This is a genomic window from Ottowia beijingensis, from assembly GCF_042680925.1.
In the GTDB taxonomy this organism is placed as follows: Bacteria; Pseudomonadota; Gammaproteobacteria; order Burkholderiales; family Burkholderiaceae_C; genus Ottowia; species Ottowia beijingensis.
In genome coordinates, this window is the sequence record NZ_JBHUEP010000008.1 from 103,689 (window position 1) to 129,507 (window position 25,819).

Consider the following 25,819-nt stretch of genomic DNA (forward strand, 5'->3'; position numbering starts at 1 on the left):
CGCCGCGCCACACCCGCCTTCACCGCCCAGGGAGTCTTGCCATGCTCAACGTCTTCACGCTGTCCAACGGACGGCTGTTCCAGGAAGAGATCGAATCGCTGGAGGAACTGTCCAAGTTCCTCCCGATCTGGGTCGACCTGGAGGACCCGACGCCGGAGGAAAAGCGCTGGGTCAAGCAATACTACGGGCTGTCGATTCCCGAGGACGCGACCGACGACGACATCGAGGAATCGGCCCGCTTCTACGAAGAGGACAACGGCGAGCTGCACATCCGCAGCGACTTTCTGGTGGCCGACTTCGACGAGTCGCGCCAGGCGCGCGTGGCCTTCATCCTGAACAACGTCAACCAGCAGCTGCGCAGCCATGGCGTGCTGTTCTCGATCCACGAGGAGACGGTGCCGGCCTTTCGCCTGCTGCGCATGCGCGCGCGCCGCATGCCCGGCCTGCTGGACGACGCCAAGGACGTGCTGCTGGCGCTGCTGGATGGCGACGCCGAATACTGCGCCGACACGCTGGAGGGCGTCTACGACGCGCTGGAGGCGGCGGGCAAGAAGGTGCTGGACGGCAACGTGGGTGACGAGGTGGCCGGCGAGGTGCTGGCCACCATCGCCCGGCAGGAAGACATGAACGGCCGCGTGCGCCGCAACGTGATGGACACGCGTCGCGCGGTGAGCTTTCTGATGCGCAGCAAGATGCTGGATGCCGAGCAGTTCGAGGAAGCGCGCCAGATCATGCGCGACATCGACTCGCTGGACAGCCACACCACCTTCCTGTTCGACAAGATCAACTTCTTGATGGACGCCACGGTCGGTTTCATCAACATCAACCAGAACAAGATCATCAAGCTGTTCTCGGTGGCCAGCGTGGCGCTGCTGCCGCCCACGCTGGTGGCCAGCCTGTACGGCATGAACTTCAAGCTGATGCCCGAACTGGAATGGCAGTACGGCTACGCCTGGGCGCTGGGGCTGATGGCGGTCAGCGCGCTGCTGCCGATGTGGTACTTCCGGCGCAAGGGCTGGTTGAAATGACGCCCCCTGTGCCGCTGCGCGGCTTCCCCCACTGGGGGACAACGCCTGCGGCCGGTGCAAGCCCGGCCGCGGCGTTCGCGCGTGGCCTGCTCCGCGGCCTTCCGATCGCGCTTGCTGCGCAGCGCTTTTTTACTCCCTCTCCCGCTGGCGGGAGAGGGTTGGGGTGAGGGCTGGTTTCAATAAAAAGCGGTCGTGGCCCAGAACCGGCAAGCGCTAGAAGCTACCTAAATCATAGCGTTTCGAAGTAATGCTCCAGGATCGCGGCGCTGTAGCGGCTGGCGACCTGGTCGATGAAGCGCATGAAATCGACATGCGCGGCGTCGTCGGCACGGTCGCTGACGGTGCGCACGGCGGCGAAGGGCAGGCCGTAGTCGTGGCACACTTGGGCGACGGCGGCGCCTTCCATTTCGACGGCCAACGCATCGGGCAGGGCGGCGCGCAAGGCCGCGCTTTCGGCGCTGGTGGCGACGAAGCGGTCGCCGCTGACGATCAGGCCTTGGTGAACGCGCGGCGCGCCCAGGCCGAACTCGGCCACCGCATCGGCACCCAGGGTGACCATCGGCGCAGCCACCGCGCTGCGTGCGGCCTGCGCCAGCGCCTGGGACAAACCGGCGTCCACCGCGAAGCGCGACTGGCCATACAGCGGCACCTCGAAGCGTGGGAACAGCGGCGAGGCATCCATGTCGTGCTGCATGAACGCGTCGGCCACCACCAGGTCGCCCACGCGCACGCCTTCCGCCAGTCCGCCCGCCGTGCCGGTGAAGACGATGCGGTCGACACCGAAACGCTCGATCAGCGCCGCCGCCGTGGTGGCCGCGGCCACCTTGCCGACGCGCGACAGCACCGCCACCACCTCGTGCCCGTGCCAGTGGCCGACCCAGAAGTCGCGGCCGGCCACGCGCTGGCGCTGCTCGTCGGGCAGGCGCGCCAGCACGGCCGACAGCTCCTGCTGCATCGCCGCGACAATGCCGGTGCGACCGTGGGTTTTCATGTCAAATCGACCTTCGGCGCTTGTCTGGCAAGCGCTGATAGCTATTTTATCAATAGCAAACGTCGATGGTGCCGGGCGCTCAGTTGACGGATACGCCCGCGGCCTTCACGGGTGCCGGCTTGTCGCGCAGCTCGCGGCGCAGCACCTTGCCGACGGGCGTCTTGGGCAGTTCGTCGCGGAACTCGATGACGCGCGGGCGCTTGTAGCCCGTCAGGTTGTCGTGGCAGAACTTGCGCACCGCGTCCTCGGTCAGGCCAGGGTCCTTCTTGACGATGACCAGCTTCACGGCCTCGCCCATCTTCTCGTCGGGCACGCCCACGGCGGCCACTTCCAGCACGCCGGGCATGCCGGCCACCACGTCCTCGATCTCGTTGGGGTAGACGTTGAAGCCGCTCACCAGGATCATGTCCTTCTTGCGGTCGACGATCTTGGTGTAGCCGCGCTCGTCCATGATGCCGATGTCGCCGCTCTTGAAGTAGCCGTCGGCGGTCATGACCTTGGCGGTCTCGTCCGGGCGCTGCCAGTAGCCGGCCATCACCTGCGGGCCCTTGATGGCGATCTCGCCCGCCTGGCCCAGCGGCACCTCGTGGCCGTTGTCGTCCAGGATCTTGATGTAGGTGCTGGGCAGCGGCAGGCCGATGGTGCCGCTGAATTCCTTCGACGTCACCGGGTTGCAGGTGGCCGAGGGGCTGGTCTCCGACAGGCCGTAGCCTTCGCAGATCGGGCAGCCGGTCTTCTCGAGCCACAGCTTGGCCACGGCGCTCTGCACCGCCATGCCGCCGCCGATGGAGACCTTCAGGTTGCTCCAGTTGACGGTGTTGAAGTCGGGATGGTTGGCCAGGCCGTTGAACAGCGTGTTGACGGCCGGGAAGCTGTGGAAGGTGTGCTTGCTCAGCTCCTTCAGCACCGCCGGCAGGTCGCGCGGGTTGGGGATCAGGATCACCTTGCCACCGTTGCGCAGGCTCAGCATCATGTTCACCGTGAAGGCGAAGATATGGTAGAGCGGCAGCGCGCACACGCTGGTGGACTGCTCGCCGGCCGGGATCTGCTTCATCACCGGCTCGTTCCAGGCCTCGGACTGCAGCACGTTGGCGATCAGGTTGCGGTGCAGCAGCACGGCGCCCTTGGCCACGCCGGTGGTGCCGCCGGTGTACTGCAGCACAGCCACGTCGTCGGGGCCGATCTGCGGTGCACTGAAAGGCGCGCCCTGGCCCTTGGCGATGGCGTCGTTGTAGCGCACGGCGCCCGGCAGGCTGAAGGCGGGCACCAGCTTCTTGACCTTGCGCACCACGAAGTTGACGATCATCCCCTTCAGGCCGCCCAGGCGGTCGCCCATGCTGGCCAGCACCACGTGCTTGATCTGCGTGTTGGCGATGCACTTCTGCAGCGTGGCGGCGAAATTCTCGATGATGACGATGGCCTTGGCGCCGGAGTCCTTCATCTGGTGCTCGAGTTCGCGCGCGGTGTACAGCGGGTTGACGTTGACGATCACGTAGCCGGCGCGCAGGATGGCGGCCACCGTGGCCGGGTACTGCGGCACGTTGGGCATCATGATGGCCACGCGGTCGCCGCGCGCCAGCCCCAGGCTCTGCAGGTAGGCCGCCAGGGCGCGGCTTTGCGCGTCGGTCTCGGCGTAGCTGATGTCCTTGCCCATGAAGCTGTAGGCCGTGCGGTCGGCGTACTGCTTGAAGCTGTTCTCGAGCAGCGCCTCCAGCGAAGGGTATTGCGACGGGTCGATGTCGGCCGGGACACCTGCGGGGTAATCGGCGAGCCAGATGCGCTCAGTCATGTCGTGACAACTCCTGGAGGCTGCGCCACGGGGCGTGGCGGGTAGAAGAAATGATGCACGGGTGGGCCGCGAATGGCCACCCCTGTGCACCATTGTGTAACGTCATGCTGCGCTGCGGTACTGGCGTTTACCAGAATCCAGCGTCGCGCGACAAAAAGTAGCGCGCAATGATACTTTTCGCACGATCGTGCGATTCAGCATCGTGTGCCGGCCAGCGACCCGGCCGGCGTGGGGTTATTCGATGGCCTTGCCGATGTCCTCGACCACCTTCTTGGCGTCGCCGAACACCATCATGGTCTTGTCCATGTAGAACAGCTCGTTGTCCAGGCCCGCATAGCCGGCGGCCATGGAGCGCTTGTTGACGATCACCGTCTTGGCCTTGTAGGCCTCCAGGATCGGCATGCCGTAGATCGGGCTGCCCTTTTGCAGCGCGGCCGGGTTCACCACGTCGTTGGCGCCCAGGATGATGGCCACGTCGGCCTGGCCGAACTCGCCGTTCACGTCTTCCATCTCGTGCACCTGGTCGTAGGGCACCTCGGCCTCGGCCAGCAGCACGTTCATGTGGCCCGGCATGCGGCCGGCCACGGGGTGGATGGCGTACTTGACGTCGATGCCCTTGTCGACCAGCTTGTCGACCAGTTCCTTCACGGCGTGCTGCGCGCGCGCCACCGCCAGGCCGTAGCCGGGCACGATGATCACGCTGTCGGCGTTGCCCAGCATGAAGGCGGCGTCGTCGGCGCTGCCGCTCTTGACCGGGCGCTGCTCCTGCGCGCCGGCCGGACCCGCGCCCGCCTCGCCGCCGAAGCCGCCCAGGATCACGTTGAAGAACGAGCGGTTCATGGCCTTGCACATGATGTAGCTCAGGATCGCGCCCGACGAGCCCACCAGCGAGCCGGCGATGATCAGCATGCTGTTGTTGAGCGAGAAGCCGATGCCCGCCGCCGCCCAGCCCGAGTAGCTGTTCAGCATCGACACCACCACCGGCATGTCGGCACCGCCGATGGGGATGATGATCAGCACGCCCAGGATGAAGCTCAGCGCCAGCATCAGGTAGAAGGCGGTCCAGCTCTGAGTGGCCATGAACCACAGGCCGCAGGCCACCGTGGCGATGCCCAGGATCAGGTTCAGCATGTGCTGGCCGCTGAACACCACCGGCGCGCCCTGGAACAGGCGGAACTTGTACTTGCCCGACAGCTTGCCGAAGGCGATGACCGAGCCGCTGAAGGTGATGGCACCGATGGCCGCGCCGAGGAACAGCTCCAGCCGGTTGCCGGCCGGGATCGGCTGGCCGTGGGCCGAGATGCCGAAGGCCCAGGGCTCGGCCACCGCGGCGATGGCGATGAACACCGCCGCCAGGCCGATCATGCTGTGCATGAAGGCCACCAGCTCCGGCATCTTGGTCATCTCGACCCGCTTGGCCATGATGGCGCCGGCCGTGCCGCCCACCAGCAGGCCCAGCAGCACCCAACCCAGGCCCAGGGCCGAGCCGGCCAGCGAGATGATGAGACCGGCGGTGGTGAAGATGGCGATGGCCATGCCGACCATGCCGAACAGGTTGCCGCGGATCGAGGTGGTGGGGTGCGACAGCCCCTTCAGTGCCTGGATGAAACAGACGCTGGCCACCAGGTACAGCAGGGCGACGAGGTTCATGCTCATGTGGAATGCTCCTTATTTCGTAGCTGCTCAGGCTTTCTCAGCCTTGGCAGGACGCTCTTTTTTCTTGAACATTTCAAGCATGCGCCGGGTCACCAGAAAACCGCCGAACACGTTGACCGCCGCCAGCGCCACGGCCAGCACGCCCATCGTCTTGGCGAAGCCGCCTTCGGTCAGCGCCGCCGCCAGCATGGCGCCGACGATGACGATGGCCGAGATGGCGTTGGTCACGGCCATCAGCGGCGTGTGCAGCGCCGGGGTCACGTTCCAGACCACGTGGTAGCCGACGTAGATCGCCAGCACGAAGATGATGAGGTTGAAAACGATGGGCGAAATGGCTTCCATGCGGGTCTCCGTGGGTCTCGGGCTCGTGTGGGGAATGGTTGAAAAGCGTTATTCGCGGTCGCGGCGCGGCGCCTGCACGGGCGGGCGTGGCGGCACCTGCGTGGCGCGGGCGGGCGGCGGCGGTGCCACGACGGCCGGCGGGGCCGGTGGCGCCACCTGCGGCGCAAACGGGAACGGCGGCACGTTCAGCACGCCGCTGCCGCTGGCCGCGCGCGTGGCGGCCGCCAGTTCGCGTGCCCATTGCAGGCCGGGCTGGCCGCCGGCCAGGAAGTCGGTGTTGTTGCGCGTGGTCGGCTCAATCAGCGACGGGTCGATCAGCGCGTGTGTCTCGATGGCGCGACCCCCGTCGGCCGGCACGCGGTAGCCCACCCAGGCACGTGGCTGCGAGGTCCAGCCGCGGCCGTCCAGCCAGTGGTAGAGCACCGAATGCTGCTGTTGCAGCCAGCGGTCGAAGTCGGCGTCGCGGCGCAGGCGCAGGCAGCCGTCGGCGGTGGTGCCGGTGTCGACCACGTGCAGGCTGGTCGGCAGCGGGCACGGCGCGCCGCCGGCGGGCGCGGTCTGCGTCAGCACGATGGCGAGCCAGCGGCCGTCCTCGCGGCGCAGGCCGGCCACGCGCGTGGGTGCGGCCGGACCGCTGACGGGCACGGGCGCATCGCCGGCCATCCAGGGCGCCAGCACATGGCCGAGGTCGAACCAGGTGCCGACGCTGGTGGGCGGCACCTGGATCAGCGGCGCGGCGGCGCTGCCGGCCACGGCCGCCGGGCTGCCGCGGTCGGGCCACTTGGCCGACCATGTGCCCGGCGAGGCACAGCCAGCCAGCAGGGCGGCGCCGGCCAGGGTGGCCAGCGCCAGCGCGCCGCGGGTGAATGTCGGGGTGTGAACGGTCATGAGGTACAGCCTGTTCTCTTACTTGCGCGTCACCGCGCCTTCGTGCGCCATCAGGCAGGCGGCGACGATGTCGTCCTCCATGTCGATGCGGAAGCTGGCCGGCGGCTCGCCCTTGGCGGCGGGCGGCAGCAACAGCTTGAGGAAGTCGAGCACGTTGCGCGCGTACAGCGCCGAGGCGTCGGCGCCCACCAGGGTCGCCAGGTTGGTCTCGCCCACGATGGTCACACCGTGCTTCTGCACCGTCCTGTCGGCCTCGGTCAGCGGGCAGTTGCCGCCCACGCTGCCGTCGGGGTTGGGCGCGCCCTTGCCGGCGGCCATGTCGATGATGACGGAGCCGGGCTTCATGCTCTTCACCATGTCCTCGGTGATCAGCACCGGCGCGGCGCGGCCGGGGATCAGCGCGGTGGAGATCACCACGTCGGCCTGCGCCACGCGCTTGGCCACCTCGACCTTCTGGCGCTCCAGCCAGCTGGGCGGCATGGGGCGGGCATAGCCGCCCACGCCTTCGGCGGCTTCCTTCTCCTCGGCTGTTTCATACGGCACGTCGATGAACTTGCCGCCCAGCGATTCGATCTGCTCCTTCACGCTCGGGCGCACGTCGCTCGCCTCGATCACCGCGCCCAGGCGCTTGGCCGTGGCAATGGCCTGCAGGCCGGCCACGCCCACGCCCAGGATGACCACGCGCGCCGCCTTCACGGTGCCGGCGGCGGTCATCAGCATGGGGAAGAACTTCTGGTACTTGTCGGCCGCCATGATCACGGCCTTGTAGCCGGCGATGTTGGCCTGGCTTGAAAGCACGTCCATGCTCTGCGCGCGCGTGGTGCGCGGCGCGGCTTCGAGCGCAAAGGCGGTCAGGTTGGCCGCGGCCAGGCGTTGCAGGCCCTCGGCGTTGAACGGCTCCAGCATGCCCACCAGCACCGTGCCCGGCTTCATGGCGGCGATTTCGGCGGGCGAGGGGTTGCGCACCTTCAGCACCATCTCGGCGCCGAAGGCGCCCGCGGCATCGGTGATTTCGGCGCCGGCGGCCTGATAGGCCTCGTCCGTCGCGCTGGCGCGCAGGCCGGCGCCGGACTGCACACGCACCGTGTGGCCCTGGCCGACCAGCTTCTTGGCCGTTTCCGGGGTCACGGCAACGCGGGTCTCGCCAGCCGCCGTTTCGGCAGGTACGCCAATCAGCATGAAACGTCTCCTCGTGGGGGGCAGCGGGCCGGCCATGCCTGGCACGCTGTACTGGGTTTGTATAAGTGAGAGCTTATCAAAGCAAACTCCCTCGAACCGATTATGCTTTATTTTGGTGCCGCCCCAGCGCCTTGCGCGACACCCCGGGCGGGCCGCAAGCGGCGCGCCGGCTGGCGGGCCACATAATCGCCCGCCATGAATTCGAGCCGATGGAAACCCAGCGTCACCGTGGCCGCGGTGATCGCGCACGAGGGCCGCTACCTGCTGGTCGAGGAACAGACCCGCGACGGCCTGCGCCTGAACACGCCCGCCGGGCACCTGGAGCCCGGCGAGTCGCCGCAGGACGGCGCGGTGCGCGAGGCGCTGGAGGAAACCGGCCGCGTGTTCACGCCCGAGGCCTTGCTGGGCGTGTACATGGCCGCCTCGCACGACGCGCGCGGCGAGCCGACGACCTGGCTGCGCTTTGCCTACTGCGGCCGCGCCGGCGAGGCCGACCCGGCGCGCCCGCTGGACGACGGCATCGTGCGCACGCTGTGGCTGACCCCGGCCGAGATCGAGGCCAGCCAGGCGCGCCACCGCAGCCCGCTGGTGTGGCGCTGCGTGCAGGACCATCTGGCCGGCCGCCGTTTTGCGCTGGACGCGGTGCACATGGACCCGTCGGCCGGCGCACCGGGCTGAAGGACCGCGGGTTCTGCTAGAGGGCAGTGCATTGATGTGGGGGTATACGGTTTTAGCGCCCGAATATCAAGCGCTGTCGGATGGGTGTATGGGGAGTATGTGGCGCAGCAGAGCGCATCTTGCCTTGTGGGAGCGGGCTTGCCCGCGATGCAGGGTTGGACGGAGGCGCCGCCGCATCGCGGGCAAGCCCGCTCCGACAGCATCGCCTCTGAGCAGCCGCTGAACCGCGCCAACGGCCCGGCTGCAGCGCGCTGTCTACACTGGCTGCGCCCGCCACCCTGGCATTCACCTCGCCTCGCATGGATCCGATCCTCAACTTCGCCCTGCTCGCCGCCGCGGCCTTCGCGGCCGGCGTGCTGAACGCCATCGCCGGCGGCGGCACCTTTCTCACCTTTCCGGCGCTGGTGTGGGCGGGCGTGCCGCCGATTGCCGCCAACGCCACCAGCGCGCTGGCCGTGTGCCCCGGCTACCTGGGCAGCGCGCTGGGCTTCCGGGCCGAGCTGGCGGCGCTGCCGCGCGCGCTGCTGGTGCGCGAGGTGGTGCTGAGCGCCCTCGGCGGCGTGGCCGGGGCGCTGCTGCTGCTGGTCACGCCCGCCAGGGTGTTCGCCGGCGTGGTGCCGTGGCTGCTGCTGTTCGCCACCGCGCTGTTCGCGCTCGGCCCGCGGCTGGCGCGCTGGGCGGGTGGCGGGCACGGCGGCGGCCTGGCCGGCTGGCGCAGCGTGGGCTTGCTGGCCGTGGCGGTGTACGGCGGCTACTTCAACGGTGGCCTGGGCATCCTGCTGATGGCGCTGTACCTGCTGGTGGGCGAGCAGCGGCTGAACACCGTCAACGCGCTGAAGAACCTCAACTCCTTCGTGCTCTCGGTGGTCTCCGTCATCGCCTTCGCCATCGGCGGCGCCATTGTCTGGAAGCCCGCGCTGCTGATGGCCGTGTTCGCCACGCTGGGCGGCTTTGCCGGCGCCGGCCTGGCCAAGCGCCTGCCGGTGCGCGTGGTGCGCGCCATCGTCATCGTGACTGGGCTGGTGATGAGCGCGCTGTTTTTTGCGCGCAGCGGCTGAGGCGGCGGCGCCTCAGCGCCTGAAGCGGCCGTCGCTGCCGATGATCGACAGTTCGACGAAGTTCAGGCCGGTGCGGTCGCCCGGCCCGAAGCCCAGTTCCAGCCCGCCCAGGTCGTAGTGGCTCATGTTGCCCAGCGCCGCCACGATGCGCTCGCGCGTGGGCTTTGGGCCGGCGCGGCGCAGCGCCTCCACCAGCACCTTGGCACCGGCAAAGCCTTCCATCATCTGCGGCGACAGGGCCACGTCGCCCTTGGCCTTGGCCAGCGCGTCGGCCTCGCGGTTGATGCCGTAGCCCATGGCGCGCACGTTGGGAAACACCTGCGTCACGATCACCCCGTGCGCCGCGTCGCCCAGCTGCTTGATGAAGCCGCCCGAGGCGTTGTTGGACACCGTGACCACCTGCGCCGCCGAGCCCGCCGCCCGCAGCGCTTTCACGCCGCCGCTCACCGCCACGCTGGAGCCGATCCAGATCACCGCCTGCGCCTTGGCGGCCACCAGCTCCGGCACGATGGCGGCGTAATCGGGCTTGGCGCGGTCGGCCTTGATCACGGTGACGGGCTGGAACTTCAACCGGTCGAAACCCTTCATGGCGCCGGCCAGGCAGTCTTCGCCGAACGAGTCGTCCACGTGCACCACGGCAATGCGCTGCAGCGTCAGCGTGTGCAGGTGCTCGACGGCCTTTTCCGTCTCGGCCTGGTAGCTGGAGCGCACGTTGAACACCAGCGGGTTGACCGGCTGGTGCAGCACCATGGCGCCGGTGGAGGGCGCGATGAGGGCGATCTGGTGCTTGGCCAGGTGCGGCAGGATGGCCTGGGTGTGCGGCGTGGCGCGGCTCATGAACAGCGCCGCCACCTTGTGCTCCTCGATCAGCTGGCGCGCGTTCTCGCCCGCCAGCTTGGGTTCGAACTTGTCGTCCAGCGTGATCAGCCTGATCTGTTCGCCATGCACGCCGCCGCGGGCGTTCACGTGGTCAAGGTACAGGCGCACGCCCACCAGCGTCTCACCCACGCTGGCGGCCACCGGGCCGGTGACGGCCGTGGTCTGGCCGATCAGGATCTGGGCCTGCGCGGCCACCCCGCCCACGGCCAACAGCAGCGCGGCCGCTGCGCGGCGCCAGGCAGGCCGCACAGCGAAGGAACGCGGTCGAAAAGCGGCAGCGTAGGGCAGGGTGTTCATCGGCTTCATCCGGGGGCGTGCAAGGTGGACGGGGGCAGGCTGCACCCCTTGAATGAGGGGTGATTGTTAAAAAATGTGCACTTTTTATCTATGGGTAAATACCCCCAGGCCGTTGCCACCGGCCGTGTGGGCTTGGACGGCGCGCGCGCAGGGCCGCGGTGGCCACACTCGATAATCCCCGCACCATGCATGCCAAACACCGCGTCGTCGTCGGCCTGTCCGGCGGTGTCGATTCCGCCGTCACCGCTTACCTGCTCAAGCAAGCCGGTCACGAGGTGGTGGGCATCTTCATGAAGAACTGGGAAGACGACGACGACAGCGAATACTGTTCGTCCAACGTCGATTTCGTCGATGCCGCTGCTGTGGCCGACGTGATCGGCATCGAGATCGAGCACGTCAACTTCGCGGCCGACTACAAGGACCGCGTGTTCGCCGAGTTCCTGCGTGAGTATTCAGCCGGCCGCACGCCGAACCCCGACGTGCTGTGCAACGCCGAGATCAAGTTCAAGGCCTTCCTCGACCACGCCATGCGGCTGGGCGCCGAGAAGATCGCGACGGGTCATTACGCAAGAGTGCGGTTCAACGAGGCGCTGCAGCGGCACGAGCTGCTCAAGGGTCTGGACCCGGCCAAGGACCAGAGCTACTTCCTGCACCGCCTGACGCAGGCGCAGCTCGGCAAGACGCTGTTCCCCGTGGGCGAACTGCACAAGACCGAGGTGCGCCGCATCGCCGCCGAGATCGGCCTGCCCAACGCGAAGAAGAAGGATTCGACCGGCATCTGCTTCATCGGCGAGCGGCCGTTCCGCGAGTTCCTCAACCGCTATCTGCAGACGAAACCCGGCCCGATCAAGGACGAGCGCGGGCGCAAGATCGGCGAGCACGTGGGGCTGAGCTTCTACACGCTCGGCCAGCGGCAGGGCTTGGGCATCGGCGGCGTGAAGGAGAAAGGTGCGCAAAGGGGCGGAGGCGACCACGCGCCGTGGTTCGTGGCGCGCAAGGACATGGCGACCAACACGCTCTACGCCGTGCAGGGCCACGACCACCCGTGGCTGCTGTCGCACGGGCTGGTGTTCGACGACGCGGCGTGGACAGCCGGCGAAGCCCCGGCGCCCGGCGCCTATGCGGCCAAGACGCGCTACCGGCAGCAGGATGCGGCCTGCACTCTGGCCGCCGGCGATGCGCCGGGCACGTTGCGCCTGCATTTCCCTGAGGCCCAATGGGCCGTCACGCCCGGCCAGAGCGCCGTGCTGTACGACGGCGAGCGCTGCCTGGGTGGCGGCGTGATCGCGTCGGCGGTCACGCTGGCCTGATACCGCGCGCGCCGCTCCACGCTTTCGGCGGAAAGGCTGAAAACAGGGGAGTATATGGATGCGACGACCATCGCACGGGCGCTGGCGGCCATCAACCAGGGGAGTATATGGTCCGCATGCCTCAGCCCACCATGCCCGTGCCGAACAGCTTGCCGATCAGTGCCGAGGCGCCCATGGCCAGCGCGCCCCAGAACAGCACGCGCGCCGCGCCCTTGCCCATGGGGGCGCCGCCCAGCTTGGCGGCCACCGCGCCCAGCACCGCCAGCAGCACCAGCGTGGCGCCCACCAGCAGCGTGGTCAGGCCCGGGCCGTGGTACAGCAGCACCACCAGAATCGGCAGCAGCGCGCCGACCACGAACGACGCGGCCGAGGCCAGCGCCGCCTGCAGCGGCCGCGCGGCGCTGTGCGCGGTGATGCCCAGCTCGTCGCGCAGGTGCGCGCCCAGCGCGTCCTTCTCGGTCAGCTGGCGCGCCACCTGGTCGGCTAGCTCGGGCGACAGGCCGCGCTGCACGTAAATCTGCTTGAGTTCGTTCAGCTCCCACTCGGGGCGCTCGGCCAGTTCACGCGCTTCGGTGGCGCGGTCGGCCTGCTCCACGTCGGCCTGCGAGCTGACCGACACGTACTCGCCCGCCGCCATCGAGAACGCGCCCGCCGTCAGCCCGGCGGCGGCCGTGAGCAGCAGCGTCTTCAGCTCGGTGCCCGCCGCCGCCATGCCGACGACGAGACCGGCGGTCGAGATCAAGCCATCGTTGGCGCCCAGCACGGCGGCGCGCAGCCAGCCGGCGTTGTGCAGCTTGTGGGATTCGCGATGGGTGGTGCGGGGCATGCAGGCACGCGCCGGAGGCGCGTCGGGAAGTGGGCCAGGCGGGCATTGTCGCCGCCCGCCTGCGCCGTGCGCTCATGGCTTCGAAAGAAAGCCACTTGAAAAACCCTTGAACGCAGAAGTCGCCAAGGCAGCGCAGAAGACGCAGAAGCATCGTCTGACGCTCATCAAGGAAGCTTGACTGTCAAGCAGTCTCCGACCCTGTTGTGGGAGCGGGCTTGCCCGCGATCAGGCGCCTCGTCGCCACCAACGCTTGATCGCGGGCAAGCCCGCTCCCACACGGCGGATGCGGCCCGAGCGTCATCTGACGCTTCTTGATCATGAAGCAAGGAAGATCGCCACCCTCACTTGTGAAACCTGAAGCCGCGCAAGGTTTTCACCATCTCGTTCTGCGCCTTTTGCGAAGTCTTGGCGTCCTCTGCGTTCAAGAATTCAGCGCATCTTCCAGTCGACAGCTCTCCCATCAACCCGCTGTGCTGAAGGCGCACCTGCCTGCGCGTCCGTTGCCGGGCACGACGCGGCGCCGATGCTTCATGGCTTGCGCGCCACCGGGCTCAGCCCGGTCGATTCGATCACGCCCGCCGCGGCCGGCGAGGCCAGGTAGCGGATGAAGCGGCGCGCGCCCTCGGGGTTGGGCGCGTCCTTCAGCACGCCGGCCGAGAAGAACACCTTCTGCTGCACCTCGTCGGGCAGCGGGCCCAGGTAGTCCAGCTCGGTGAAGGGCAGCAGCTCGCTGGCCTGCTGAAAGCCCAGCTCTGCGTCGCCGCGCGCCACCACGGCGCCGACGCGCTCGCTCATGATCTTCTTCGCCGTCACCTTCATGCGGTCGGCCACGCCGAGCTTGGGGAACAGCTCTTCCGACAAATAGGTGCCGCTGGCGCTGGCCGAATAGGCGACCGACTTGGCGTTCAGCAGCGCGGCCTTCAGCGCCGGCACGCTGCTGATGTCGGGCTTGGGTGTGCCCTTCTTCACTGAGGCCCCGATCAGCGAGCGGCCCAGGTCCACGCGGCTGCCCGGCACGGCCTGGCCCTTGGCGATGAAGCCGTCCAGCGCCGAATCGGCCAGGATGATGATGTCGAACTTCTCGCCGCGCGCCAGCCGGCTCGGAATCGAGTCCGGCGCCGTGCCCATCGAGGCGCCGTAGCTGCTGACGATCTTCACGCCGCTGGCCTGCTCGTACAGCGGCGCCAGCACCTTGTAAGCCGCGGTGAAGCCGCCCGAGCTGACCACGCGCACCTCGTTGACGGGCGCGGCAGCCGGCGCCTGCAGGCTGCCGGTGCTGCTGCAGGCGCCCAGCAGCGCCACGCTGACGGCGACGAAGGCGCGGCGCGTCAAGGTGGCTGCGGCGCGCGCGGGTTGGCGGGGTGGGGTGGGGTGCATGGGGTGTCTCCTGGTGGTGCTGGCGTGGTTCATGCGGAAGCCGGGCGCGATGCTAGGGTTTGTCGCCTGCGATGTGAATTGCATCTTTCTTCAAAATTGATGCATGAAACGCATGAATTTCGATCTGGCCGAACTGCAGGCGTTCGTCGCCGTGGCCGAGCGGCAGAGCTTTCGCGCCGCGGCCGAGGCGCTGCACCTGTCGCAGCCGGCGCTCAGCCGCCGCATCGACAAGCTGGAGGCGGCGCTGGGCACGGCGCTGCTGGCGCGCACCACGCGGCGCGTGGCGCTCACCGCCACGGGGCGCGACTTTCTGGCGCCGGCGCGGCTGGCGCTGGGCAGCCTGCAGGACGCGGTGCTGCGCCTGGCCGGCGACAAGGCGCTGCGGCGCGGCCAGGTGCGCGTGGCCTGCGTGCCCACGCTGGCCACGCAGGTGCTGCCGGCGGTGCTGCGGCCGTTCGCGGCGCGCTTTCCGGGCGTGCGCGTGCAGCTGCTCGACGGCAGCGCCAGCGCCGTGCTGGCGGCGGTCACCGGCGGCGAGGCCGATTTCGGCATCGACTTCGTCGGTGCGCAGGCGCCCGAGGTGCGGTTTGCGCAGCTCGGGCGCGAGCCCTACGTGCTGGTGCTGCCGCGCACGCACGCCTGGGCGCGGCGGCGCCAGGTGCGCTGGGCCGAACTGGCGGACGAGCGCATGGTGGCGGTGTCGCGCCGCAGCGGCAACCGCGTGCTGATCGACCAGGCGCTGGCCGAGCTGCCGGCGCGCCCGGAAGTCTTCCACGAGGCCGAGCACGTGGCCGGCGCGCTGGCGCTGGTCGAGGCCGGGCTGGGCCTGGCCGCGCTGCCGCGGCTGGGCGTGCCGGCGCGCCATGCCACGCTGGCGGCGGTGCGGCTGGTGGAGCCGGTGGTCGAGCGCGTGCTGGGCCTCGTCACGCCGGTGGACCGGCCGCTGCCGCCGGCCGCCGCGGCGCTGCACGATCTGCTGGCCACCGCGCTGCCCGGTCGCTGGCTGACGCCGATCGCCCCTAGCGCTGCGCCAGCGCGTACGCCAGCACGATGAGCAGCGTGATGAAGCTCAGCCCGCCGATCAGCGCCCAACGCCAGGCGGCCGGCGCGTGGCGCAGTTCCATGAACTCCAGGATCACGCCCACGCCCTTCAGCCAGGCCAGCCCGAACACCAGCGCCACGATGGACAGCCGCGGCACGGCCAGCGCACCGGTGTGGCCCAGCCACCAGGTGAAGGCGGTGGCCGCCAGCAGCAGCAGCCAGATGAGGTCAAGCAGCTTCGGTTTCATCGCAGTCACCGCATGACGTAGACGAGGGGAAACAGCACCAGCCACAGCAGATCGACCAGGTGCCAGAAGGCGGCGGCCGTCTCCAGCGCGTGGCCGTTCAGCGCGTCGCGGCGCTGGCGCATCAGCCCCACGCCCACCAGCCCCAGCGCCAGCAGGCCGGCCAGCACGTGCAGCAGGTGGAAGCCGGTGAGGATGAAATAGAAGTCGAAGAACAGGTTGTCCTGCCCCAGGCCGATGCCCTGGTCGAACTTGTCGCCGTATTCCTTCAGCTTCAGCCCCACGAAGCCCGCGCCGCCGGCCATGCCCGCGGCCAGCCAGCCCAGCGCGGTGCCGCGCGTGCCGCCGCGCACCGCCAGCACGGCGCGCGCCACGCACCAGCTGGCCGTCAGCAGCAGCGCGGTGTTGATGGCGCCGGCGCTCAGGTCCAGCTGCTGCTGCGCGGCGTTGAACAGCTCCAGGTGCCGCACCCGCGTGAACGCGAAGGCGCCGAACAGCACGCAGAAGGTGGCGCCCTCCAGCAGGATGACGTACCAGATGAACACGTCACCCGGCAGGCGTGGGGCAGGGCGGGCGGCGGCGGGCATGGGGCGATCAGGCGGCGGCGGGCGGGGCAGGCGGCCGGTGGCTGACGATGAAGCAGGCGATAGCCATTTGGCGGGCTTTACCGATTCATGAAAAAGAGCTGCTGGCGCCCACTGTTCGGGCGCAAGCGGCGTTTTTCATGGTCAAGAAAATCTGACAAGTCCCCCCCTTCCAGCCGCCGGCGGCGCTGCGGCCCGCTCATTGCGGCCCCGGCGCCGTGGGGCTGCCCGGCACGGCGACGATGGCGACCGGCTCGGGCTGCAGCAGGCTGCCTTCGCGCCAGCCCTTCCAGGTGGCGATACCCAGCACCACGGTCACCAGTGAGGCCAGCGCCAGCGCCATCATGGCCGGCGCCTGCGCGCCCGGGTGCTGCACCGCCAGCCGCAGGCTCAGCGAGGCGAACGCCGCCAGCGGAAAGCCCATCGACCAGAAGGCGATCGAGAACGGCTGCGCCAGCATGCGGCGGCCGATCTGCGCGCTCCACAGCAGAAAGAACAGCGCCACGCCCCAGCACATCCAGCCCAGTACCACGGGGCCGCCCAGCTGCAGCGCCGCGGTGCCGATGACCGCCGGCGGCGCGATGCTGATGAAGGTGGTGGGCAGCAACCGCTCGGGCCACATGCCGTGCGTGGCGATGCGCGCGAACAGCAGCGCCAGCAGCACCGGCCACAGCAGCAGGCCGATGCCGAACTGCGCCGCCGCCCAGGCGCCCGCGCCCAGGCTCGTGCCGGCCAGCGGCGCCAGCACGTTGCCCACCACCGGCACGATCAGCACCGGCGTCAGCGCCGGCCAGCTGAAGGCCTGGGTCTTGTCGGCGCTCAGCCAGCGCGCCAGCACCCACAGCGTGACGCCGAACTGCGCCAGCGAGCCCAGCCACCACAGCCCCACCACCCACCATTCGGCGCCGAACAGCGAGGCCGCCACCGTGGCCACCAGGATCAGCGACACCGGCAGCGTGGCGATGAAGCCGTGGCGCACCGGGTGCTTCATGTCGCCCGCCACCGCCTCGGGGTAGTGCTGCCAGCGCATCCACGACAGCACCAGCAGGCCCAGCAGCGCCAGCGCCGCCGCGGCGCCCAGCACCAGCGCGCCGGCGCCGGCCATGTCGCCCAGGATCGGCGTGGCCCGCCCCCAGGCCAGCGACAGCCCCGCCAGCGTCATGACGACGGCAAACCAGTTGAAGGCGAGGTACTTCAGGGCATCGGGGCGTTGCGGCATGGGGTGATGATGCCACGATGGACGCTATTTTTTCAATAGCTTCAGGCGCCGTGTGGTCAAGCGCTGCGGCGGCATTTCATTCAATGCCTTGGGTAAGCCGGCGGCGCCCGGCATAAGCAAACAAGAAAAGAATCGTTCCCGCGCGCGGCGTCCGCCGGCAGCATCGCGGCCTTCTCAACACGATTGGTCTGCAGGAGTTTCGCCATGTCCCTTCGCCGCCGCACCGCCCTGCGCGCGCTGGCCGCCGCCACCCTGGCCGCCACCGGCGCGCCGGCGTTCGCGCAGCCCGCGCCCGTGACGCTGCTCAACGTCAGCTACGACCCCACGCGCGAGTTCTACGTCGCCTTCAACCAGGCCTTTGCCGCGCACTGGAAGGGCAAGACCGGCCAGGTCGTCACTATCAAGCAGTCGCACGGCGGCTCGGGCAAGCAGGCGCGCGCCATCATCGACGGGCTGGCCGCCGACGTGGCCACGCTGGCGCTGGCCGGCGACACCGACGCGCTGCACGCGCACGGCGGCTGGATCCCGAAAGACTGGCAGAAGCGCCTGCCGCACAACAGCGCGCCCTACACCTCCACCATCGTGCTGGTGGTGCGCTAGGGCAACCCCAGGGGCATCAAGGACTGGGAAGACCTGGCCAAGCCCGGCGTGAAGGTCATCACCCCCAACCCCAAGACCAGCGGCGGCGCGCGCTGGAACTACCTGGCGGCGTGGGAATACGCCCGGCGCAAGCTGGGCGGCGACGCCAAGGCCAAGGACTTCGTCGCCCGGCTGTACGCCAACGTGCCCGTGCTCGACACCGGCGCGCGCGGCTCGTCCGTCAGCTTTGCCCAGCGCGGCCAGGGCGACGTGCTGATCGCCTGGGAGAACGAGGCGCACCTGCTGAACAAGGAGTTCGGCGGCCGCTTCGAGATCGTCTACCCCAGCCTGTCGATCCTGGCCGAGCCGGCGGTGACCGTGGTCGACCGCAACGTCGACCGGCGCGGCACCCGCGCCGTGGCGCAGGCGTACCTGGACTACCTGTACAGCGACGAGGGCCAGGACTTGGCCGGCCAGCACTTCTACCGGCCCACCTCCGACAAGGCCGCGGCCCGGTATGCGAAGCAGTTCCCCAGGCTTCAGCTCTTCAGCATCGACCAGGCCTTCGGCGGCTGGGCGCAGGCCAGCCAGGCGCACTTTGCCGACGGCGGGCACTTCGACCAGATCTACACCGCCCGTTGAACGTGGCGCGGCGCGCCGCGGCAGCCCACTACACTGGCGGGCACTGTCGCCTCACGCCCGCCGCCCATGGTTCCTCACCTCGTCACTGCCCTGTCCGGCCCCATCAACGAGCTGGAGCAGCGCATCCTCGACGCCACGCCGGTGATCGAGCGCTGGTTCCGCCTGGAGTGGATGGAGCACACGCCGCCGCTGTACTGCTCGGTCGACATCCGCAACGCCGGCTTCAAGCTGGCGCCGGTGGACACCAACCTGTACCCCGACGGCTGGCACAACCTGTCGGCCGACGTGCTGCCACTGGCGGTGCAGGCGGCGCAGGCGGCCATCGAGAAGATCTGCCCCGAGGCGCGCAACCTGATGATCGTGCCCGAGAACGGCAAGCCCGGCAGCTTCTACCTGGCCAGCCTGGCGCGGCTGCAGGAGATCTTCCGCATGGCGGGGCTGAACGTGCGCTTCGGCTCCATCGACCCGGCCATCAAGCGCAGCAGCACCATCGCGCTGCCCGACGGCGAGACGCTGACGCTGGAGCCGGCGCAGCGCACGCGCTACCGGCTGGGGCTGAAGCACTTCGACCCCTGCACCATCCTGCTGAACAACGACCTGTCGGCCGGCGCGCCCGGCATTCTGGAAGACCTGCACGAGCAGTATCTGCTGCCGCCGCTGCAGGCCGGCTGGAGCGTGCGGCGCAAGAGCCGCCACTTCCAGTGCTATGAAGAAGTGAGCAAGCGCTTCGGCAAGCTGCTGGGCATCGACCCGTGGCTGATCAACCCCATGTTCGCCAGCTGCGGCGAGGTCGACATCCGCGAGGCCAGCGGCGGCGAATGCCTGCGCACCAACGTCGATGCGCTGCTGACCAAGGTGCGCCGCAAGTACAAGGAGTACGGCATCAACGAGAAGCCCTTCGTCGTCGTCAAGGCCGACCAGGGCACGCACGGTGCGGGCCTGCTGACGGTGCGCGACGTGAAGGATCTGGAGCCGCTGCTGCAGAAGCCGCGCGCCAAGGCGGCGCAGATCGTGCCCCGGGGCGAGGTGATCATCCAGGAAGGGGTGCTGACGCACGAGCGCATTCACGACGCGGTGGCCGAGCCGGTGGTGTACATGATCGACCGCTACGTGGTGGGCGGCTTCTACCGCGTGCACGCCGAGCGCGGCGAGGACGAGAACCTGAATGCGCCCGGCGCGCACTTCGTGCCGCTGGCCTTCTCCAGCGCGGCGCAACTGCCCAAGCCGGGCGCCAAGGCGGGCGCCAGCGCGCCCAACCGCTTCTACATGTACGGCGTCATCGCGCGTCTGGCCATGGTGGCGGCCAGCTACGAGCTGGAAGCGACCGACCCGGAGCTGCAGAGCCTGGAGTGAGTCGCCACGAACGTGTCGCCGACCCTGTGCAGGGTGCAAAACAAGTGATAGCGATTTGAAGCCATGTGTTGCCATCAATATGGGAGCTGCTTGCGCCTGATTTTCAAGCGCGAGAGGCTGTTTTCGATATCCGAATAATTCGGTAAGTCCCCCCCGGCCTTGATGCCCCGTGCCACCGCACCTGGCCCGCGCAGGTCGCCGGTGACATGCACCCAGTTGCCGGCGCACGACAACCACCGCACCGGCTCGCCAAAAAGACCGCCACAGCCGCGCCGCACCGGCGCACAATCGCGCCAACGCATTCTTGGCGCCGCGCCCCACCCCGCTGTTTCAGGCCAGGGCCGGCGACTTTCTGTGTCCGCCTCCAAATCCTCTCTCGGCGCCCTCACTCTGGGCGCCATCGGTGTCGTCTACGGCGACATCGGCACCAGCGTGCTGTACACCATCAAGGAGGTGTTCGGCTCGGGCCACGTACCGTTCACGCATGGCAACGTGTACGGCGTGCTGTCCATCGTGTTCTGGACGCTGACCATCATCGTCTCGCTGAAATACGTCACCCTGGTGCTGCGCGCCGACAACCATGGCGAGGGCGGGCTGGTCGCCATGCTGGCGCTGGCCTCGCAAAGCGTGAAGGACAAGGCGCCCGCGCTGCGCAAGTGGATGCTGCTGATCGGCATCTTCGGCACCTGCCTGTTCTATGGCGACGGCGTCATCACCCCGGCCATCACGGTGCTGTCGGCGGTGGAGGGGCTGGACGTGGTCTCGCCCGCGTTCCGCAAAGCGGTGATACCGGTCACGCTGGCGATTCTGTTCGTGTTGTTCTGGGTGCAGAAGCGCGGCACGGCGGGCATCGGCCGCTTCTTCGGGCCCGTGATGGTGCTGTGGTTCCTCGTCATCGCGGCGATGGGCGTGTGGCACATCATTGACCACCCCGAAATCCTGTGGGCACTCAGCCCGCACCACGCGCTGCGCTTCATCTTCGCGCATCCGGGCATCACCTTCATCATCCTCGGCGCGGTGGTGCTGTGCGTGACCGGCGGCGAGGCGCTGTACGCCGACATGGGGCACTTCGGCAAGAAGCCGATCCGCGTGGCCTGGTTTTCCATCGTCATGCCCTGCCTCACGCTCAACTACTTCGGCCAGGGCGCGCTGCTGCTGGCCGAGCCCGAGGCGGTGGAAAACCCCTTCTTCCACATGGCGCCCGAGTGGCTGACGCTGCCGCTGGTGGGCCTGGCCACCATGGCGGCCGTGATTGCGTCGCAGGCGCTCATCAGCGGTGCCTTCAGCGTCACCAAGCAGGTCATCCAACTCGGCTACCTGCCGCGCCTGCAGATCCGCCACACCAGCACCAAGGACACGGGGCAGATCTACATGCCCTTCGTCAACTGGGGCCTGTTCGCGATGATCGTGCTGGCGGTGGTGCTGTTCCGCTCGTCCAGCAACCTGGCGGCGGCCTACGGCATCGCGGTGACGCTGGACATGACGATCACCACCGTGCTCACCTTCTTTGTCATCCGCTACGGCTGGGGCTATCCGCTGGCGCTGTGCATCGCGGCCACGGGCTTCTTCTTCGCCATCGACATTGCCTTCTTCAGCTCCAACCTGCTCAAGCTGTTCCAGGGCGGCTGGTTCCCCATCCTCATCGGCGGCGCCATCTTCATGCTGATGACCACCTGGAAGGACGGGCGCGAGCAGCTCAACCAGTCGCTGCGCGACACGTCCATCGACCTCGCGTCCTTCCTCGAATCGGTGTTCGTCAGCCCGCCGGCGCGGGTGGATGGCACGGCGGTGTTCCTCACGGCGCAGCCCGACATCGTGCCCAACGCGCTGATGCACAACCTGAAGCACAACAAGGTGCTGCACCAGCAGAACCTGTTCGTCACCGTGCGCAGCCACGAAGTGCCGTGGATCGGCATGGACAAGCGCCTGAGCGTGGAGCCGCTGGGCCACGACTGCTGGCAGGTGACGCTGAACTACGGTTTCAAGAACGACATCAACCTGCCCAAGGCGCTGGCGCTGCTAACCGGGCGCGGCATCGACCTGAACCCGATGAGCACCAGCTACTTCCTCTCGCGCGACATCGTCACGCCCACGCTGGGGCAGGGCATGGCACTGTGGCGCGAAAAGCTGTTCGCGCAGATGCACCACAGCGCCACCGGCGCGGCCGAGTTCCTGAACCTGCCCAGCAACGCGGTGGTGGAACTGGGCAGCAAGGTGGAGATCTGATGGGCTGCCATATACTCCCAATGCATATGGCCGCTGGCGCCCTGAAACAGGGCGCTAACATCTTATACTCCCGATCAATCCATGCGGGATGGTGGCGTTGCGCCCCACCGGCCCCGGCTCATTCGTCATGCCGGCGCCAGCCGGCGGTCGTTCGTCATTCGTCATTCGTCATTGGGCCAGCCCTCAGTCCGCCTCGATCTGCGACGCCTTGATGACGTTCGCCCATTCGGCGTAGTCGGCCTTCACCTTGTCGCCCAGCTGCGCGGGCGTCTGGTAGTCGGCCGTGGCGCCTTGCTCCAGCGCCTTCTGCTTGAAGGCCGGGTCGGCCATCACCTTCTGCACATCGGCGGCCAGCTTGGTGGCGATGTCCTTGGGCATGGCGGCGGGCGCGAACAGGGCGAACCACGACGTGGGTGTGAGCTTGGGGTAACCCGCCTGCGCGGTGGTCGGCACATCGGGCAGGCTTTGCAGGCGCTCGGCGCCCGTCACGGCCAGCACGCGCAGCTTGCCACCCTGGATGTGCTGCATGAAGGGCGGCGCGGTGCCGAAGGTCAGCTGCACCTGGCCGGCCAGCAGATCCTGCAGCGCCGGGCCGGTGCCCTTGTACGGCACGTGCACCATCTTGATGCCGGCCTGCTGCTCGAGCATGGCTCCCGTCACGTGCTGCAGCGAGCCGTTGCCGGACGAGGCGTAGTTCAGCTTGCCCGGGTTGGCCTTGGCGTAGGCCACCAGCTCGGCCAGCGTCTTGGCCGGCACGTCGTCGCGCACCACGATGATCTGCGGCGCCGACAGGATGTTGGCAATCGGCTGGAAGTCGGCCAGCTCCCACTGGCGCTGCTTCATCAGGTGCGGCGAGATGACGTGGTAGCCCGAGTACTGCATCAGCAGCGTGTAGCCATCGGCCGGCGCGCGCTTGACGATGCCCGCTGCGATGGCACCGTTGCCGCCGCTCTTGTTGTCGACCACCACCTGCTGGCCCACCACCGTGCTCAGGCCCTGCGCCAGCATGCGGCCGGCCAGGTCGGTGGTGCCGCCCGCCGCGGCGGGTACGACCAGCGTGATCGGCTTGCTCGGGTAGCCCTGCGCGAACGCGCTGCCGGCCACCAGCGCGGCGGTCAGGGCGATGAAATGCTTGCGGGTGAGTTGCATGGTCTTGTCTCCTGTTGACTATGAATTAAATAGCTGCTCGCGCTGGATGGGCGGGCGCTGAAGGCTGATTTAGCTTGTTTTTCAGGTCAGTCCACCTTGGCGCCGGTGTCGGCCACCACCTGCTTCCACTGCGCGAGGTCGGATTTGACCAGGGCGCCCAGCTGCGCCGGCGTGCCCTTGAACGGCTCGGCGCCCACGCCGGCCAGCTTGTCGATCACGTCCTTGTCGTCCAGCGCCTTCATCACCTCGGCATTGAGCTGGTCGACGATGGCCTTGGGCGTGCCCGCCGGCGCGAACATGCCGTACCACGGCGTCTTGCCGAAGCCCTTGATCGTCTCGCCGATGGTGGGCGCATCGGGCAGCGCGGCCACGCGCTTCTCGTTCACCACGCCCAGCACCTTCAGCTTGCCGCTCTTGATGAAGGCAATCGACGACGGCAGCGACTGCACCGACAGCGGCACCTGCCCGCCCACCACGTCGGTGGCGGCGGCAGCCGAGCCCTTGTAGGGCACGTGCGTCAGTTCGATGCCGGCGGCCTTGCCCAGCATCTCGCCGATCAGGTGGTTCAGCGTGCCGTTGCCGGCCGAGGCGATGTGGTACTTGCCCGGGTTGGCCTTGGCCAGCGCGATCAGCTCCTTCACGTTGTTGGCCGGAAAGCTCGGGTGCGCCGTCAGCACATAGCCCGCGTGGGCCAGCGGCGCCACGGGTTCGAAATCCTTCACCGGATCGAAGCCGGTGCTCTTGTACAGCCAGGGGTTGATGACCTGCGCGCTGTCGGCCTGCACCAGCAGCGTGTAGCCGTCAGGCTTGGTCTTGGCCACCCAGGCCGTACCCACGTTGCCACCCGCGCCCGGGCGGTTGTCGATGACGACCGACTGGCCGATCTGCTGCGACAGCTTCTGACCGATGACGCGCGCGATGGCGTCGTTGGCACCACCGGCGGCCTGCGGCACGACGATGGTGATGGGCTTCGATGGAAAGCGCTCCTGCGCCGTGGCACCGAAGGCCGTGACACTGGCGAGCATCAGCACGGCCAGGTGGCGGCGCCGCAGGGTGGGGGTGGTCATCAAGGGTCTCCTGTTCAACTTCAGTCAAGGGTTCAATTGTCATGCCCCGCCTGCAGGCGGGGCGGAACGCAATTCAGGCCCGGCCGCCGGCACCTTGCCACGGCCTGCTCACTGGATGATGGCCTTGTCGCGCAGCGTCGCGATCTGCTCGGCGCTCAGGCCCATCTCGCGCAGCACGGCATCGGTGTCGTCGCCCACATGCGGCGCGTTGCTGCGCACGGTGCCGGGCGTGGCCGAGAGCTTGGGCACGATGCCGGGCACTTCGACGGTGTAGCCGTCGCGCGTGGGCTGCTGCAGGATCATGTCGCGGGCGCGGTAGTGCGGGTCTTCGGCGATGTCCTTGGCGGTGTAGACCTTGCCGGCGGGCACGCGCGCGGTAGCCAGGGCGTCCAGCACCTGCTGCACGGTGCGCGGCTTGGTCCAGTCGCCAATCGCGGCGTCGATCTCGGCCACGCGCGCCACGCGGCCGGCGTTGTCGGCCAGGTCGGGCGCCGCGCCCAGGTCGTCGCGGCCGATGGTGGCCATGAGGCGCTTGAAGATGCTGTCGCCGTTGCCGGCCACCAGCACCCAGCCATCGGTGCAGGCGTAGGCGTTGCTGGGCGCGATGCCGGGCAGGGCGCTGCCGGCGGCCTCGCGTACGGCGCCGAAGGCGCTGTATTCGGGGATCAGGCTTTCCATCACGTTGAACACCGCCTCGTGCAGCGCCACGTCGATCACCTGGCCGGCGCCGCCGTTCACCTTGCGGTGGTACAGCGCCATCATCACGCCGATGACGCCATGCAGCGCCGCCAGCGTGTCGCCGATCGACACGCCCACGCGCACCGGCACGCGGCCCGGCTCGGCCGTGAGGGCGCGCAGGCCGCCCATGGCTTCGCCGATCACGCCGAAGCCCGGCAGGTCGCGGTACGGCCCGGTCTGGCCGTAGCCCGAGATGCGCAGGATGACCAGGCCCGGGTTCAGCGCATGCAGTTCGTCTGGCGACATGCCCCAGCCTTCCAGCGTGCCGGGGCGGAAGTTCTCCACCAGCACGTCGGCCTCGGCGATCAACTGACGTGCGAGCTGCTGCCCCTCCGGCTGGCGCAGGTCGATGGCCACCGAGCGCTTGTTGCGCGACTGCACCTGCCACCACACCGAGGTGCCGTTCTTGATGAGGCGCCAGTTGCGCAGCGGATCGCCCGCGCCGGGCGGTTCGATCTTGACCACATCGGCGCCGAACTCGCCCAGCGTCTTGCCGGCGAACGGGCCGGCGATGAGCTGGCCCATCTCGACCACGCGCACGCCGGCCAGGGCCATGGGGGCGGGGGCATTCATGTTCGTCTTCTCCGTGGGTGGGCGGCAGCGCGGGCGGCCGCAGGTTGTGAAGTCTTCTATCCTACGGTGCGCCGCGCGCGGCGCGGTCACGTGCAGGTGGTGCTG

The 25,819-nt window shown here is 68.7% G+C and carries 22 protein-coding genes and 1 pseudogene; 8 read left to right on the forward strand and 15 right to left on the reverse strand.

Annotation, left to right across the window (positions count from 1 at the left end):
* Window positions 1–41 precede the first annotated feature (41 nt).
* The gene (gene corA, locus ACFSCU_RS13580) at window positions 42–1,028 is read left to right on the forward strand and encodes a magnesium/cobalt transporter CorA (RefSeq protein WP_180550191.1); all 987 of its coding nucleotides are present in this window, start codon (window positions 42–44) and stop codon (window positions 1,026–1,028) included.
* Between the two features lie 229 nt (window positions 1,029–1,257).
* Here the strand turns inward: corA and ACFSCU_RS13585 are convergent, their stop codons facing one another.
* From ACFSCU_RS13585 to ACFSCU_RS13610, 6 genes are all read right to left on the reverse strand, one after another.
* Window positions 1,258–2,019, reverse strand: coding sequence for a 5'-methylthioadenosine/adenosylhomocysteine nucleosidase (locus tag ACFSCU_RS13585; RefSeq protein ID WP_180550190.1), 762 nt, complete (start codon window positions 2,017–2,019; stop codon window positions 1,258–1,260).
* Between the two features lie 79 nt (window positions 2,020–2,098).
* The gene (locus tag ACFSCU_RS13590) at window positions 2,099–3,808 is read right to left on the reverse strand and encodes a long-chain-fatty-acid--CoA ligase (protein ID WP_377560953.1); all 1,710 of its coding nucleotides are present in this window, start codon (window positions 3,806–3,808) and stop codon (window positions 2,099–2,101) included.
* 234 nt (window positions 3,809–4,042) lie between these two features.
* A complete protein-coding gene (locus ACFSCU_RS13595; protein ID WP_180550189.1) occupies window positions 4,043–5,464 on the reverse strand; it encodes an NAD(P)(+) transhydrogenase (Re/Si-specific) subunit beta in 1,422 nt (473 codons plus the stop codon).
* Window positions 5,465–5,491: 27 nt separating this feature from the next.
* On the reverse strand, window positions 5,492–5,806 hold the full coding sequence (locus ACFSCU_RS13600) for an NAD(P) transhydrogenase subunit alpha part 2 (RefSeq protein WP_377560954.1): 315 nt from the start codon (window positions 5,804–5,806) through the stop codon (window positions 5,492–5,494).
* 48 nt (window positions 5,807–5,854) lie between these two features.
* A complete protein-coding gene (locus ACFSCU_RS13605; protein WP_377560955.1) occupies window positions 5,855–6,694 on the reverse strand; it encodes a hypothetical protein in 840 nt (279 codons plus the stop codon).
* Between the two features lie 18 nt (window positions 6,695–6,712).
* On the reverse strand, window positions 6,713–7,873 hold the full coding sequence (locus tag ACFSCU_RS13610; RefSeq protein ID WP_333706844.1) for a Re/Si-specific NAD(P)(+) transhydrogenase subunit alpha: 1,161 nt from the start codon (window positions 7,871–7,873) through the stop codon (window positions 6,713–6,715).
* A 195-nt stretch (window positions 7,874–8,068) separates the two neighbouring features.
* Here ACFSCU_RS13610 and ACFSCU_RS13615 point away from each other — a divergent pair, with 195 nt between their 5' ends.
* Together ACFSCU_RS13615 and ACFSCU_RS13620 are read left to right on the forward strand one after the other, a co-directional pair.
* Window positions 8,069–8,551, forward strand: coding sequence for an NUDIX hydrolase (locus ACFSCU_RS13615; RefSeq protein WP_180550185.1), 483 nt, complete (start codon window positions 8,069–8,071; stop codon window positions 8,549–8,551).
* A gap of 299 nt (window positions 8,552–8,850) precedes the next feature.
* Entirely contained in the window at window positions 8,851–9,609 is a 759-nt protein-coding gene (locus ACFSCU_RS13620; RefSeq protein WP_333706843.1) for a sulfite exporter TauE/SafE family protein, read from the forward strand.
* Window positions 9,610–9,621: 12 nt separating this feature from the next.
* Here the strand turns inward: ACFSCU_RS13620 and ACFSCU_RS13625 are convergent, their stop codons facing one another.
* Window positions 9,622–10,785 (reverse strand): ABC transporter substrate-binding protein, encoded by a 1,164-nt coding sequence (locus ACFSCU_RS13625; protein WP_180550184.1) that lies wholly within the window; start codon window positions 10,783–10,785, stop codon window positions 9,622–9,624.
* A gap of 185 nt (window positions 10,786–10,970) precedes the next feature.
* Here ACFSCU_RS13625 and mnmA point away from each other — a divergent pair, with 185 nt between their 5' ends.
* A complete protein-coding gene (mnmA, locus tag ACFSCU_RS13630; protein WP_180550183.1) occupies window positions 10,971–12,095 on the forward strand; it encodes a tRNA 2-thiouridine(34) synthase MnmA in 1,125 nt (374 codons plus the stop codon).
* 121 nt (window positions 12,096–12,216) lie between these two features.
* Here mnmA and ACFSCU_RS13635 read toward each other — a convergent pair whose 3' ends face one another.
* Together ACFSCU_RS13635 and ACFSCU_RS13640 are read right to left on the reverse strand one after the other, a co-directional pair.
* Window positions 12,217–12,921, reverse strand: coding sequence for a VIT1/CCC1 transporter family protein (locus ACFSCU_RS13635; protein ID WP_180550182.1), 705 nt, complete (start codon window positions 12,919–12,921; stop codon window positions 12,217–12,219).
* A 528-nt stretch (window positions 12,922–13,449) separates the two neighbouring features.
* A complete protein-coding gene (locus ACFSCU_RS13640) occupies window positions 13,450–14,298 on the reverse strand; it encodes a substrate-binding domain-containing protein (RefSeq protein ID WP_180550181.1) in 849 nt (282 codons plus the stop codon).
* 103 nt (window positions 14,299–14,401) lie between these two features.
* Here ACFSCU_RS13640 and ACFSCU_RS13645 point away from each other — a divergent pair, with 103 nt between their 5' ends.
* On the forward strand, window positions 14,402–15,352 hold the full coding sequence (locus ACFSCU_RS13645) for a LysR family transcriptional regulator (protein WP_180550180.1): 951 nt from the start codon (window positions 14,402–14,404) through the stop codon (window positions 15,350–15,352).
* Here the strand turns inward: ACFSCU_RS13645 and ACFSCU_RS13650 are convergent.
* From ACFSCU_RS13650 to ACFSCU_RS13660, 3 genes are all read right to left on the reverse strand, one after another.
* Window positions 15,318–15,587 carry a cytochrome C oxidase subunit IV family protein gene (locus tag ACFSCU_RS13650; RefSeq protein ID WP_180550179.1) on the reverse strand — a complete coding sequence of 90 codons (270 nt, stop codon included), beginning with the start codon at window positions 15,585–15,587 and terminating at the stop codon, window positions 15,318–15,320. The genes ACFSCU_RS13645 and ACFSCU_RS13650 overlap by 35 nt on opposite strands.
* A gap of 5 nt (window positions 15,588–15,592) precedes the next feature.
* On the reverse strand, window positions 15,593–16,171 hold the full coding sequence (locus ACFSCU_RS13655) for a cytochrome c oxidase subunit 3 (protein ID WP_377560956.1): 579 nt from the start codon (window positions 16,169–16,171) through the stop codon (window positions 15,593–15,595).
* A 196-nt stretch (window positions 16,172–16,367) separates the two neighbouring features.
* Window positions 16,368–17,387, reverse strand: coding sequence for an SLAC1 family transporter (locus ACFSCU_RS13660; RefSeq protein ID WP_180550178.1), 1,020 nt, complete (start codon window positions 17,385–17,387; stop codon window positions 16,368–16,370).
* 204 nt (window positions 17,388–17,591) lie between these two features.
* Between ACFSCU_RS13660 and ACFSCU_RS13665 the strand changes: the two are divergent.
* From ACFSCU_RS13665 to ACFSCU_RS13675, 3 genes and pseudogenes are all read left to right on the forward strand, one after another.
* Window positions 17,592–18,608: pseudogene (locus ACFSCU_RS13665) on the forward strand (sulfate ABC transporter substrate-binding protein).
* A 66-nt stretch (window positions 18,609–18,674) separates the two neighbouring features.
* Entirely contained in the window at window positions 18,675–19,961 is a 1,287-nt protein-coding gene (gene gshA / locus ACFSCU_RS13670) for a glutamate--cysteine ligase (RefSeq protein ID WP_377560957.1), read from the forward strand.
* A 354-nt stretch (window positions 19,962–20,315) separates the two neighbouring features.
* Window positions 20,316–22,187 (forward strand): potassium transporter Kup, encoded by a 1,872-nt coding sequence (locus ACFSCU_RS13675; protein WP_377560958.1) that lies wholly within the window; start codon window positions 20,316–20,318, stop codon window positions 22,185–22,187.
* Window positions 22,188–22,370: 183 nt separating this feature from the next.
* On the opposite strand, the gene ACFSCU_RS13680 is transcribed toward ACFSCU_RS13675, so the two are convergent.
* The 3 genes from ACFSCU_RS13680 to ACFSCU_RS13690 form a co-directional block, all read right to left on the reverse strand.
* Complete coding sequence (locus ACFSCU_RS13680; protein ID WP_180550176.1) at window positions 22,371–23,336, reverse strand: Bug family tripartite tricarboxylate transporter substrate binding protein; 966 nt, start codon at window positions 23,334–23,336, stop codon at window positions 22,371–22,373.
* An 86-nt stretch (window positions 23,337–23,422) separates the two neighbouring features.
* Complete coding sequence (locus ACFSCU_RS13685; RefSeq protein WP_180550175.1) at window positions 23,423–24,403, reverse strand: Bug family tripartite tricarboxylate transporter substrate binding protein; 981 nt, start codon at window positions 24,401–24,403, stop codon at window positions 23,423–23,425.
* 108 nt (window positions 24,404–24,511) lie between these two features.
* On the reverse strand, window positions 24,512–25,714 hold the full coding sequence (locus tag ACFSCU_RS13690; RefSeq protein ID WP_180550174.1) for a CaiB/BaiF CoA transferase family protein: 1,203 nt from the start codon (window positions 25,712–25,714) through the stop codon (window positions 24,512–24,514).
* Window positions 25,715–25,819 lie beyond the last annotated feature (105 nt).